This window comes from Collinsella aerofaciens, from assembly GCF_040910185.1.
Classification (GTDB): Bacteria; Actinomycetota; Coriobacteriia; order Coriobacteriales; family Coriobacteriaceae; genus Collinsella; species Collinsella aerofaciens_BF.
Map to the genome: position 1 here is coordinate 42647 of NZ_JBDGBA010000006.1, position 12985 is coordinate 55631.

The window sequence follows — 12985 nt, forward strand, 5'->3', positions numbered from 1 at the left end:
CATGGTGATCCAAGACCAGAAGCATGTCCGATAGCGCGGCCAGGTCAAGAACAACAAGGCAAGCGTCACGCCAATTTGGACGAGCGTCTGCTGCAGTTTGAGGCTGCTGGCCCATATGGTAGAGTTAACCACCCATGAATTTCAGCACACTGCGTGCTACCTGTTCTTTTGTCATTTAGGGGAGTGAACTTGTGAATACTTCTGTCGCCAAGAAGGCCGGCCAGGCGGTGCGCCTGCTCATGATGGTGCTCACGGCAGTTCTCATCTTCTTCTTCATCAATGTTATGCTGCTCGTCTCCGATATCCAGGGCACGGCGCGCGTGGTCAACTACGCCGGTCTGGTTCGCGGTACCACGCAGCGAATCGTTAAGCTCGAGGACGCGGGCCAGCCTCAAGATGACCTGCTTAAAGCCGTGGATTCATACATCAACGGTTTGCGTTACGGAAGTGACGACCTCAACCTCGTCCGTCTCGACGACGACGAGTATCAGGCAAAGATGACCGAGCTTGCAAATTATTTTGATGAGCTTTGCGTCGAGATCATCCGTGTGCGCGAAGTCGGCTACGAGAACACCGACATCATCTCCATGAGCGAGGAATTCTTTGGCATTTGCGACGATGCTACGCGACTCGCAGAGGACTACTCTCAGGAGAAGGCGTCGGCGCTCAACTATCTCGAGGGCTTGGTGATCATCGACATCGTGGGCTTGGTGGCGACCTTTGCGGTCGAACTTGTTCGCGCGGTGCGCACCGCCGCGCTCAATCGCGAACTGCAGAGCAAAGTCTATCTCGACGAAGCCACGGGACTGCCCAACAAGAACAAGTGCGAGGAGATCTTGGGGCAGGAGCAGCCTGTCTCCGCGGAGGAGCCCGTTGCGGTGTGCGTCTTCGACCTTAACAATCTGCATGTGGTCAATAACAACTTCGGCCATGAGAAGGGCGATGAATACATTCGCTCTTTTGCCCAACAGCTGGGGCGCGTGGCGTCGGAGACCTGCTTTGTGGGCCGCGACGGCGGCGATGAGTTTATCGCGGTGCTGCGAGATACCGATCGAGCTGCCGTGGAGTCCTGTCTCGCTCGGGTTCGTGCGAACTTGAACGAGTATTCCGAGACTCATCCCGACATGCCTATCAGCTATGCGGTGGGCTATGCGCTTTCCAGTGATTTTGATGAACCGCCTACGATGCGCGAGCTCTTTTCCCAGGCCGACAAGAACATGTACGTCGATAAGAACCGCGTAAAGGCAGTCGAGACAGCCGGGCCGCAACGCGAGGACCGCTAAACCCGTAGCAAAGGGTAGCTAATTTGGGACGGGACTCTTTTGGCTATTTGAGAAGTTGTGCCATGGCGTTGACAAATTTTTGGACTTGGAGGGTGGGCTCGAGCGGGTAGTGCAGAAAGACCGGCACCTCGCGACCGCACAGGAACGGCACGCCCACAAAGGCTGGGTGCACCCCCGACCACGCTCCGCAGGTGAGCACCGCGTCGCCCTTTTCCTCCGCCTCGTTAAAGAGCGCAAAGTCGAAGCTGTCCACATCGATCACGTCAACGCCGCCGTCTGCCAAAAGATCGATGCGCAGGCTGTCCATAGCGTCGTTGCCGTGGCGGAGCACGCGCAGACGCATACCCTCCAAGTCGGCGACCGTAATGCGATTCTTGCGCGCCAGCGGGCTCGTGCGCGGCAGGTCGATATAAAACGGCACGTTAACAATGCGGAGCTTTTGGCAGGCGTCACCCCAGCGCGGGGTCGAAAAACTCGACTGCACCACATCGATCTCGCGGCCCAAGCTGCGCATGACGGATTCGCGTTCGTCGTAGAGGTCGCTCACCGGCACGATCTCGAAGCGCAACGATGGCTCCAGCTCGTGTACGCCCGTCCACATCGACAGCGTCTGGCGCCCCGGACACATCATCGACACGCCCAGACGCACGGCCCCGCCATCGCCTGCCGCGCGTCGGGCACGGCGTAGCGCGTCCTCGGACTGCCGCATGATCGAACGCGCATCGTCCACCAGCAGGGCACCTGCCGGCGTCACCTTAACACCAGAATGCGAGCGCTCGAACAACGTGATGCCAAACTCGGCCTCAAATCCCGACACCTGCTTGACGAGCGCCGGGGTCGACACGCGCAATTTTGCCGCCGCACGCGAGAAGCTTCCCAGCTCCGCGGCGGCCGATATGGCCTCAAGTCGTCGATCGTACACGTCAATCTCCCGTTTTCGTGTCTGTGGCCACATGGTGCCACAGGGGGTTGTTTTCGCAGGTCACGCGCTCAATTGAGAAAAACTGCATCGCACGGTGTAAACCTACGGTTAACGCCATTCTAACAAATATGCAATTCACCTGCGCAAATGCAAAGCATACGATAACCAGCGAAAACCACGTGGGTCGGTTAATGGGAGCGACCCACCGGGAGGCACAAGAAGGGAAGTTCCTATGAGCAATTGGCTTAAGCTCGAGGGCGATGTCTGCGCCGTGACTGGCGCGCTCGGCGGTATGGGCGTCGAGATTTGCCGCGAGTTCGCCCATAACGGCGCCAACGTCGTCCTGCTCGACCTGGACGAGGAAAAGGTCAAGGCCGCTGCCGCCGACCTCGCCGCTGAGTTTGGCATCCACGCCGAGGGTTACAAGATGAACGCCACCGACGAGGCCGAGGTTCAGGCTGCCGTCGACGCCACCATCGCCGACTTCGGCCGCGTCGACGTTCTCGTCAACACCGCCGGCATCCTGCGCTTCGCCGCCATGGAGGACCTGCCGCTGAGCGACTGGGAGCAGGTGCTCAACGTCAACCTCACCGGCTACTTCATCACCTCGCAGCGCTTTGGTCGCGAAATGATCAAGGCCGGCCAGGGTCGCCTGGTGCACATCTCGACCGTTGCCAGCCACTCCCCCGAGACGTTCTCGGGCGTGTACAGCTCCACCAAGGCCGGCGTCAACATGATGTCCAAGATGCTCGCCGCCGAATGGGGCCCCTACGGCGTCCGCTCCAACTGCGTCGAGCCTTGCTTCGTTAAGACCCCGATGTCGGCCAATTTCTACGCCGACCCCGAGGTCGAAAAGAGCCGCAGCCGCCTCATCGCCACGCGCCGCATCGGCGAGGTCAGCGATATCGCCAACGCCGTCATGTTCCTGGCGTCCAAGCGCTCGGACTTTACCACCGGCGACGCCATCAAGGTCGATGGCGGCTTCTCCAACATGATGGGCGACCTCACCGCCAAGCCCGGCGGCCGTCGCGCCTATGCCGACAACTACCTTAAGAACAAGGGTGTCGAGCTTTGGTCCGATGAGTCCGGCGTCGCCAAGCCGACTGACCAGTAAGCCAACCTAACAGGGAGGTCCGCGAATACGCCCGCTCCTCCCCCGTATCGATCAGAAAGAGTCCAATGGCTTCCACCAACTCCAACAAGGGTCGCGCCGTCGTGCTTTCCGCCGCATGCGTCACCATGTTCTTCATCAGCTCCATCGCGCTGTATTCCGTCGTGAGCAAAAACCTGCTCGCCGTCTACCCCGAGTGGTCCAGCGCTCTTACCTGGGCCTTCCCGGTCTTTCAGACCATCATGGCCGTGACGGGCATCTTCGCCGGCCGCATCTCCGATAAGATTGGCCCGCGCAACGTCGTGATCGCCGCCGCCGTGTGCTACGGCCTGGGCTGGTTCATGTCCGGCACCGTCACCGAGCCGTGGCAGTTCTACCTGTGGTTCTCGCTTGTCGCCGCCGTCGGCAACGGCCTGGGCTACAACCCGGCGCTCACCACCGGCCAAAAGTGGTTCATCGACAAGAAGGGCCTCGCCTCCGGCATCACCCTGGCCGCTTCGACCGCCGGTCCCGCCGTGCTGTCCCCGGTTCTCGCCTCGTTGCTCATCCCGAGCCTGGGCATCTTCGGTGCCCTTAAGGCACTCGGCGTCATCTTCTTTGTGATGATCGCCGCCTCCGCCCTGTTCCTGAAGGCCCCCGAGGCCGGCTGGCTGCCCGAGGGCTTCGAGGCCCCCAAGGGCGGCGCGCACGCCGGCACCTTCGGCGACCTCACCCCGGGTGAGATGGTCAAGACCCCGCGCTTCTGGGTCCTCATCATCACCTTCGCCTTTGCCGCCACCGCCGGCACCCTGCTCGTCGGCAAGGTTGCTTCCATCGCCGCCGTCCAGCTCTTCGCCGATCCCACGAGCGCCGCTGCCGTCGCCCTCGGCGGTGTGGTCGTCTCCGTCAACACCTGCGCCAACCTGGTCGGCCGTCTGTCCTTTGGTCAGATCATCGACAAGCTCGGTGCCTACAAGTCGCTGCTCATCAGCCTTGTCGTCACCATCGTCGCGCTCGTCATCATGTCGATGAGCTTTACGCAGAGCATGTTCTTCGTGGCGCTCGCCCTGCTCGGCTTTAGTTTTGGCGCCCTGCTCGTCATCTACCCGCCGCTCACCGGTGGCGCTTTCGGTACCAGCAACATCGGCGTCAACTACGGCATCATGTTTTTGGGTTACGCCGCTTCCACCTGGATCAGCCAGCCCATCACTGCCGTGCTGTATCACGCCGAGGCCGGCAGCGCCGCCTACCAGCAGTCCTTCTACGGCGCCATCGTGATCGCCGCCATCGCCGTCGTGCTCACCGTCTACATGATGGTCTCCGACAGCAAGAAGAAGTCCGCCTAGTTTTACCGACGTGACAAAAGGACTGCCCCTTTGTCACATTCCACCGGCCACCAGTATTAAGGAGTCGAAATGTCTGAGCTCAACCCCGTCCGCATTGCCGTTATCGGCGCCGGCGCCATGGGCCGCAACCACATCCGCTTTGTCACCGAGGAGCCCGAGGCCGAGCTCGTCGCCATCGCCGACGCCTTTGAGGGCGCCCGCGCCACGGCCGAGGCCGCCGGCGTGCCGTTTTACACCGATCCCGCCCAGATGATGGACGAGGTCAAGCCCGAGGCCGTCATTATCGCCACCCCCAACGACCTGCACCTGGGCGTTGCTCGCGAGGCTGTGAAGCGCAATATCGTGCCGTTGGTCGAAAAGCCGATCTCCAACGACCTGGAGGATGCCCAGGCTTTCGCTGCCGAGGCCGAGACCGCCGGCGTGCCCGTGCTCGTGGGCCAGCACCGTCGCCACAACCCCTTCGTCAACAAGGCCAAGGAGATCATCGAGTCCGGCGAGCTGGGCAAGCTCACCGTGTCGAGCTTCCACTACATGATCTATAAGAATGACGAGTATTTCGATGTCGAGTGGCGCCGCAAGAAGGGTGCCGGCCCGATCCTGGTCAACCTGGTGCACGACGTCGACCTGCTCCGTTACCTGCTGGGCGAGCCCGTTGCCGTCCAGGGTATGCAGTCCAGCGCCGCCCGCGGTTTTGAGACCGAGGACTCCGCCGTGGTCAACGTCCGTTTTGCCGATGGCGCGCTCGCAAGCATGACCATCTCCGACGCCACCGCCAGCCCCTGGAACTGGGAGGCCACCGCCCGCGAGGATCCGCAGTACCGCCCCTTCGACGCCGACGCCTACTTTATCGGCGGCACTAAGGGCGCCCTGTCGCTGCCCCGCCTGCACCAGTTCTCCTACGACGGCGCCTCTAACTGGCACAAGCCGCTGCAGATGGAGATTCCGGCCGTCGACCCGGCACTGCCGCACAAGATGCAGCTCAAGCACTTTGTGAAGGTTGTCCGCCGCGAGGTCGAGCCCGTCGTGACCCCCGCCGATAACGTCAAGACGCTCACGCTTCTCAACGCCATCAAGGAGGCCGCCGAGACCGGCCAGCTCGTCGAGCTGTAATGCCTTAAAAGCGACCGCGGCAGAAACCCCATGCCAAGCCCCTCGGTCCGCTACCAACAAGCCCCTCTTCTTTGCCCCGCGAGCAGCCTCCTGCCCGCGGGGCATTTTGCTACCTTGCCGACGATTTTTCTGGGACGGGGCGGCAAAAGTGGCTAAAAGAGCCCCGTCCCAAAATGACTACTTGGGTGGAGTGGCGGGTGGTATCCTTGGTAGCCCTGTGCTGCAAACGCACCTTAAACGCAAGGAGTCCCATGGATCTTATCGCCCAGCTCGCCCACGAGCTCAACCTTAAGGCCGCCAACATCGAGGCGGCCGTCAAGCTCATCGACGAGGGCAACACCATCCCCTTTATTTCGCGCTACCGCAAGGAAGCAACGGGCGGTATGGACGACGTCGCCCTGCGCGCGCTCGACGAGCGCCTGTCCTACCTGCGCAATCTTGAGCAGCGTAAAGAGGACGTCATCCTGCTCATCGACGCCCAGGGCAAACTCACGCCCGAACTCGAGCAGCAGATTCGCGAGGCCACGCAGCTCCAGCGTGTCGAGGACCTCTACAAGCCCTACCGCAAAAAGCGCATGACTCGCGCGCAGAAGGCCCGCGAAGCCGGCCTGGAGCCGCTCGCCAACATGATCATCATGCAGGCCTCGGCCAAGGGCAGTGCACTCGACGCCGCCGCAGCATACGTCAATGAGGAGGCCGGCTTCGACACGCCCGAAAAGGCGCTCGCCGGCGCGGCGGACATCGTGGCCGAGACGGTGGCCGAGGACCCCGAGAACGTCGCCGACCTGCGTGCCTTTACGCAAAACACCGCAGACATCGTCGTCGAGGCCACCGACCCCACCGAGAAGACCCCCTACGAGCCGTACTACAGCTATGATGAGCCGCTGCGCCGTATACCCAACCACCGCGTGCTGGCTATCGACCGCGGTGAGCGCGAGGGCAAGCTCCGCGTGCGCGTGAACGTCGACGGCGCCGCCGCCACGGCACGCCTCGGCAGCCGTTGGCCCCGACGCCAGGGCGTCTTCGCGCCCGTCTTTGACGCCGCCATCGCCGACGGCTACAAGCGCCTCATGGCCCCCTCGCTGGAGCGCGAGGCCCGCGCCAAACTCACCGTCCGTGCGCAGACCGAGGCCATCAATGTCTTTGCCAAGAATCTCGAGGGCCTGCTCTCGGCACGCCCCGTGCGCGGCGCCCGCGTGCTCGCGCTCGATCCGGGCTACCGCACCGGCTGCAAGGTCGCCGTCATGGACGAGACCGGCAAGCTGCTCGACCACGGCGTGGTCTATCCCACCAAGCCGCGCCACGACGTCGCCGGCACCAAGCGCGAGCTCGCCCGCCTCGTCAAAAAGGACAGCGTCAACACCATCGTCATCGGCAACGGCACCGCCAGCCGCGAGACCGAGGAAGTCGTCTCGGAGTTCATCGCCGAGCAGGCGCCTGAGCTGCGATACACCATCGTCAACGAGGCCGGCGCGTCGGTGTACTCCGCCTCCGAGCTCGCCAGCCAGGAGTATCCCGATCTGGACGTCACCGTGCGTGGCGCCATGAGCCTGGGCCGCCGCCTGCAGGACCCGCTGGCAGAGCTCGTCAAGATCCCGCCCCAGTCTATCGGCGTGGGCCAGTACCAGCACGACCTTGACCAGGCCGAGCTCTCGCGCACTCTGGGCCACGTGGTGGAGGACGTCGTCAACCGCGTGGGCGTCGACGTGAATACCGCGAGCGCAAGCCTGCTGGGATACGTATCGGGCATCACGCCGAGCGTGGCCAAAAACATCGTGGCCTACCGCGAGGAAAACGGCGCCTTTACCGATCGCCGTCAGCTTAAGAAGGTCCCCAAGCTGGGACCCAAGGCATATCTCAACGCCGCGGGCTTTTTGCGCATCAGCGGCGGCAAGAACCCACTCGACGCGACAAGCGTCCACCCCGAGAGCTACGAGGTGGCGACGGCCGTCCTGGAACGCGCCGGCGTTGCCGCCAGCGAACTCAGCCGTGGCGGCGTACCCGATATCGAGCGCCGCCTGGGCAGCATCTCGGCGCTGGCAAGCGACCTGGACTGCGGCACCCTCACGCTCATCGACATCGTTAACGAACTCAAAAAGCCCGGCCGCGACCCGCGCGACGACGCGCCCGAGGTAGTCTTTAGCCGCTCGGCGCTTTCCATCGACGACCTGGAGCCCGGCATGGAGCTCAAGGGCACGGTGCGCAACGTCGTCGACTTTGGCGCGTTCGTCGACGTGGGTGTGCACCAGGACGGCCTCGTGCATATCTCCAAGCTGGCCAACCGCTTTGTCAAGCACCCGAGCGACGTGGTGCGCGTCGGTGACACGGTCAAGGTGTGGGTCGAGAAGGTCGATCGCGACCGCAAAAAGATCTCCCTCACCATGGTACAGGGCAAGTAAACCGCCAAAGCAAAGGTACCCCCTGTAGCGATGTGCAAAATCGCGAGTATTCTGCAAATTCCACCGTTCCGGATGCCCCTCAGAGACGAAAAAGCAAAAAACAGCCCCCGTTTTAGCGTCGTCAGAGCCAAAACGGGGGCCGTTCCATGCTTCGGTCAACTGATAAAGACCTTTACCTTGCTGAATACTCTCAATTTTGCACGGCGCAGGCGGGGGTACCTTTGCCCACGGCAGGATATGGAAGCCAAGCGCCAACTTGCTGGCAAGCTCGTACCGGCAGCCCCGGCCTTTCCTTTGCCTAGCGCGACCCTCGCGGAGCGCGTGAGCGATAGGGGAAGGAAAGGCCGGAGCGAACAGCCCACGGTACAGTCGGTGTTCGCGCTACGGCAGGATATGGAAACCGAGCGCCGCGATATCCTTGGCAAAGCCGCGCACGGTGTCGAGCGAGACCTCGTACGGGTCGCGACCAATGTTCTTGCGCTTGGCCAGGATGCTGTTGGGCACCGTGATGATCTGGCAACCGCAGGCCTCGGCCTGGTAAATGTTGATGAGCTCGCGCGTGGACGCCCACAGGACCTCGCAGTTGGGCTTGGCGGCGGCCTTCTTAACCGACTCCGTCACAAACGGAATGGGGTCGACGCCGGTATCGGCGATACGGCCGGCAAAGAGCGAGATGATGGACGGCGTCTCGGCGTCAACGGCCTCGACCATCTCGTCGACCTGCTCGGGCGTAAAGATGGTGGTGACGTTGACCTTGATGCCATCGGCCGAAAGCTTGCGGACCAGCTCGGCGGTGGACTCGCCCTTGGTAGTCACGCACGGAATCTTGACGTAGACGTTGTCGGCCCAGGTAGCGATCTCGCGCGCCTCGACCTCCATGGTCTCGACGTCGTCGGCAAAGACCTCAAACGAGACGGACACATCGGTGATGTGGGTCAAGACCTCCTTGGCAAACGCGCGGTAATCCGTCACGCCGCCCTTCTTCATAAGGGACGGGTTGGTCGTGAAACCCTGAACGTTGCCGTTCTCGTACATGTCGAGCATGCCTTCGAGGTTTGCACCGTCAGCGAACACCTTGATTGCCATCTGCCTGATTCCTTTCGTTAGCATACGGCCGATAAACTGCTAAACACTTTACCTACGTTTATCAAGGCGTGAACTGCGGTTTTTTATCTTCTCGGCGAACGGTATAAACACCTCAGTGTTTGGATTGATAAATCGATTGAGCATGCAAAAGCAAAGAGTCGCAGTTTGAGCAAACGTCAGAACGCGGGATTCATTAGATGAGGCCGAAATGCTGCATCGCTGTGACGGTGCCGTCGTGTGCGACATCGTCGGTCACGTAGTCGGCGACCGCCTTGACCTCGGGCATGGCGTTGCCCATGGCGACAGCCGTCTCGACCGCAGCGAGCATGCCCAGGTCGTTACCCGAATCGCCAAAGCCAAAGGTGCGCGCATTTCCCTCGCGGCCCAGATACGCCAGTGCTCGCGCCACGCCCACGCCCTTGTCAATGCCCTTGGGGCTCAGCTCGCGATTCTGACCACCGGTATTGCACAGCTCAAACTCGCAATCGATAAAGCCGTCATCGTTGGCTACGCGAGCCAAACTGGGCGCAGTGAGGCCCACCTTGCCCACGCGCAGACTGCCGTCGACGCGCATCTCCTCGGTGCTGTGCGCCACAGAAGTGCCGATCAGAGACGACTGCTCAACACCCGCGGGTTCCAGGGCAAAAGTAGCCACGTTGGTCTCGAAAAAGGCCTCAATCCCTGCCGCGGCCATACGGCGTGCAAGCTCCTCGATAACGTCCTCGCCAAAGCAGTCCTCGTGTACCACGCGTCCCTCGACCTCGAGCGTGGCTCCCGCCATGGCAACGATGCCCGCGGGGTCGAGCGCACGCAGGCTATCGGCGATAAGCCACAGGGGGCGGCCCGTGCAGATAAATGCCTTGTGCCCTGCATCGCGCAGTGCACGGAACGCCTCAACCACCGTCTGCGAGGGACGAACCGCCGAAAAGTCCTTGTCGGTCATGTTGTCGGGATCGAACGACGTCAGCGTGCCGTCCACGTCAAAAAAGAGCACGGCGGAATCGGGGCACGCATCAATCATATGGGTTCCTTTCGAGGATAAGGGCAAACGAAGCATCCATCATATAATGGAGCGACGCAACCAGAGAGGTCACCCATGGAATTTTACGCAAGCTGCCCCGAGGGCTTTGAGTCCGCACTCGCCGATGAGCTTAAACGCCTCGGGCTTTCGCATGTTCGCCGGCTGAAGGGCCGCGCTACATTTGAGGGCGAGCTCGAAGAAGGCTACCGCGCCTGTCTGTGGTCGCGCCTAGCGAGCCGCGTGTTTGCGGTGCTCGGGCGCTTTGAGGCGCAGGATGCCGACGAGCTGTACGATAGCGTTTACGACATCACCTGGGAGACTATCATCCGCCCCAGCGCCACCATCGCCATTACCGCCCGCGGCGTGACCGAGCAGCTGCGCAACACGCGCTTCTCGGCCCTGCGCGCCAAGGACGCGCTGTGCGACCGTCTGGCCGAGACCACAGGACGTCGCGCCGATGTCGACGCCGCCGATCCCGACGTTCACCTGCTACTTTCGCTGCGTCAGCGCCGCGCGAGCATAAGCCTGGACCTTTCGGGCGATCCGTTATTCAAGCGCCTGCCGCCCGCAGCGACCCGCGCCGGCGAGGGTGCGCACGTGCTGCGCCCCGACTACGCCGCTCTGGTGCTGGCGCAGGTCGGCTGGACCGCGCTGTGCGAGCGCGAGCTGACGGCCGATGATTACGAAAACGAAGCCCTGCCCACGCTGGTCGACGCCTCGTGCGCCGGCGGCGGCCTGCTGCTGGAGGCCGTGAATATTCTGACCGACCGCGCCCCGGGCGCCGCACGCAAGCGCTGGGGCTTTGAGGGCTGGCAGCTGCACGACGCCGCCCTGTGGGAGCAGCTGCGTGCCGAAGCGCGCGAGCGCGAGACGGCGGCACGCGAGCGCCAGGCGCGCATCGTTGCCGTGGATGTTGACCCCGCCGCCCGCAAGACCGCTGAGCGCATGGTTAAGTGCGCCGGCTATAAGCGCTTTGTCGATTTTTGCGCTGCCAAATCTGCCGCCGTACTGGACCACGCGGGCGCCGTCGCCGGCGCCGCCGTGGTCGCAGACACCACCGAGACCCCGCTTTCGCTCATGCATGACGCCATGACGTTGGTCGGTGAGCTGCGCCGCGCGCCTGAGCTTGCCGCGGCGCCGGTCGCCGCGCTCACCCGCGACGGATTGCTGGCCCGCGCGCTCCACGCCGAGCCCGAGCGCTCGATTGCCGTCATGCCCAACAACGAGGAAGCAGCTATTGAGGTCTGGCCTTCGCTCGACCATGCCGCCGCAGCGTTTGAGGCTGCGACCAGCGCGGATGCCGAGGCCGAGGTCACAGATGCCGACGAAGTCAACTACAAAGCCGCAGCTTCCGCCATGCCCGAGCCTGCCGCCACACTCGACCTGGGCGACGGCAAGCCACTGCCCGTGCTCATCCCCGAGTCCGAGCAGTTCGCCAACCGCCTGCGCAAGAATGCCCGTCTGCGTCGCAAGTGGGCCAAGCGCGAGGGCGTGAGCTGCTACCGCGTCTACGATGCCGACCTGCCCGATTACTCCGCCGCCATCGACCTGTACGAGGGCTGTCCGCAGACGCCGGGCCGCTGGCTCGTCATCGCCGAGTACGCCGCGCCTAAGACCATCGATCCCGCGCTAGCCCAGGCCCGCATGCTCGACATCTTGGCCATCGCGCCGCGCATCCTAGATGTTCCCGCCGAGCATGTGCACGCCAAGGCCCGCATGCGTTCGCGCGGCGGCTCGCAGTACGGCAAGCAGGGCGCCGGCAAGGGCGGATCGGGCGAACGCGCCAACATCGCGCGCCGCCGTCTGCCGCTCATCGAGGAGGGCGGGCTCACCTTTGCCGTCAACTTTGACGACTATCTGGATGTGGGTATCTTCCTGGATCACCGCGTAACGCGCAACCTGGTGCGTGAGCACGCCAAGCAGGCGCGCCGCTTCCTCAACCTGTTCGCCTATACCGGCACCGCCACCTGCTATGCGGCCGATGGCGGCGTCGAGGAAACCGTGACGGTCGACCTCTCGAACACCTATCTGGACTGGGCCGAGCGCAACATGCGCCAGAACGGCTTTGTGGGGCCTCAGCATCATTTTGTGCGCGATGACGTGCTCGCCTGGATTCGTGACCAGCGCCAGACGCGCAACCGCTGGGACCTGATCTTTGTCGACCCGCCCACGTTCTCGAACTCGTCCAAGATGGGCCGTCGCACCTGGGACGTCCAGCGCGACCATGTTGAGCTTTTGGCTGGCGTATCGCGCCTGCTCGCGCAGGGCGGCCATGCCATCTTTAGCTGCAACCTGCGCGGCTTCCGTCCCGAGACGCGCAAGCTCGCACGCGCGGGCGTCGTGCTACAGGACATTACGGCGCAGACCATCCCCGAGGACTTCGCGCGCAACCAGAAGGTGCATCATTGCTATATCGTGCGCCGCCTGCCCATCGAGGACGCCATGGCAGAAGTCGGCTTTAGCGCCGAGGAAATTGCCGAGCGAACCGAGGAGCTGCGCAACCCCGAGGTCCGCAAGCCCCGTGCAGCAGTGCCCGCGCACGCGCAGACCGGCAACGGCAAGTCCAACTTTGCCGGCAAGCCCTCCCCCGCCGGCAAGCTCAAAAAGAAGAAGTTCTACGCCAGCAAGCCCAAGGGCAAATAACAAAGTTGCGGTGGAATACGGACTGCTTTGCCTGGAATTAGGTAAATTTAGACCGTATTTCACCGCAACTCATATTGGGATGGCG

The 12985-nt window shown here is 62.9% G+C and carries 9 protein-coding genes; 6 read left to right on the forward strand and 3 right to left on the reverse strand.

The genetic code is table 11. From position 1 onward, the window contains the following. Window positions 1-191: 191 nt before the first annotated feature. Complete coding sequence (locus AB5Z54_RS03780; RefSeq protein WP_212746009.1) at window positions 192-1283, forward strand: GGDEF domain-containing protein; 1092 nt, start codon at window positions 192-194, stop codon at window positions 1281-1283. A 43-nt stretch (window positions 1284-1326) separates the two neighbouring features. On the opposite strand, the gene AB5Z54_RS03785 is transcribed toward AB5Z54_RS03780, so the two are convergent. Next, on the reverse strand, window positions 1327-2205 hold the full coding sequence (locus tag AB5Z54_RS03785) for a LysR family transcriptional regulator (protein WP_368160303.1): 879 nt from the start codon (window positions 2203-2205) through the stop codon (window positions 1327-1329). A 232-nt stretch (window positions 2206-2437) separates the two neighbouring features. Between AB5Z54_RS03785 and AB5Z54_RS03790 the strand changes: the two genes are divergently transcribed. The 4 genes from AB5Z54_RS03790 to AB5Z54_RS03805 all read left to right on the forward strand — a co-directional run bounded on the left by AB5Z54_RS03790 (window position 2438) and on the right by AB5Z54_RS03805 (window position 8150). Beyond that, entirely contained in the window at window positions 2438-3319 is an 882-nt protein-coding gene (locus tag AB5Z54_RS03790; protein WP_138340502.1) for an SDR family NAD(P)-dependent oxidoreductase, read from the forward strand. A gap of 65 nt (window positions 3320-3384) precedes the next feature. Further along, complete coding sequence (locus AB5Z54_RS03795) at window positions 3385-4641, forward strand: MFS transporter (protein WP_195246940.1); 1257 nt, start codon at window positions 3385-3387, stop codon at window positions 4639-4641. Window positions 4642-4710: 69 nt separating this feature from the next. Next, complete coding sequence (locus AB5Z54_RS03800) at window positions 4711-5751, forward strand: Gfo/Idh/MocA family protein (protein ID WP_006235665.1); 1041 nt, start codon at window positions 4711-4713, stop codon at window positions 5749-5751. 251 nt (window positions 5752-6002) lie between these two features. Then, on the forward strand, window positions 6003-8150 hold the full coding sequence (locus AB5Z54_RS03805; RefSeq protein WP_368160306.1) for a Tex family protein: 2148 nt from the start codon (window positions 6003-6005) through the stop codon (window positions 8148-8150). 381 nt (window positions 8151-8531) lie between these two features. Here the strand turns inward: AB5Z54_RS03805 and AB5Z54_RS03810 are convergent, their stop codons facing one another. Further along, window positions 8532-9236 carry a transaldolase gene (locus tag AB5Z54_RS03810; protein WP_368160309.1) on the reverse strand — a complete coding sequence of 235 codons (705 nt, stop codon included), beginning with the start codon at window positions 9234-9236 and terminating at the stop codon, window positions 8532-8534. 193 nt (window positions 9237-9429) lie between these two features. Further along, window positions 9430-10257, reverse strand: coding sequence for an HAD-IIB family hydrolase (locus AB5Z54_RS03815; RefSeq protein ID WP_368160311.1), 828 nt, complete (start codon window positions 10255-10257; stop codon window positions 9430-9432). Between the two features lie 75 nt (window positions 10258-10332). Between AB5Z54_RS03815 and rlmKL the strand changes: the two genes are divergently transcribed. After that, window positions 10333-12900, forward strand: coding sequence for a bifunctional 23S rRNA (guanine(2069)-N(7))-methyltransferase RlmK/23S rRNA (guanine(2445)-N(2))-methyltransferase RlmL (gene rlmKL / locus AB5Z54_RS03820; RefSeq protein WP_368160313.1), 2568 nt, complete (start codon window positions 10333-10335; stop codon window positions 12898-12900). The last annotated feature ends 85 nt before the right edge of the window (window positions 12901-12985 follow it).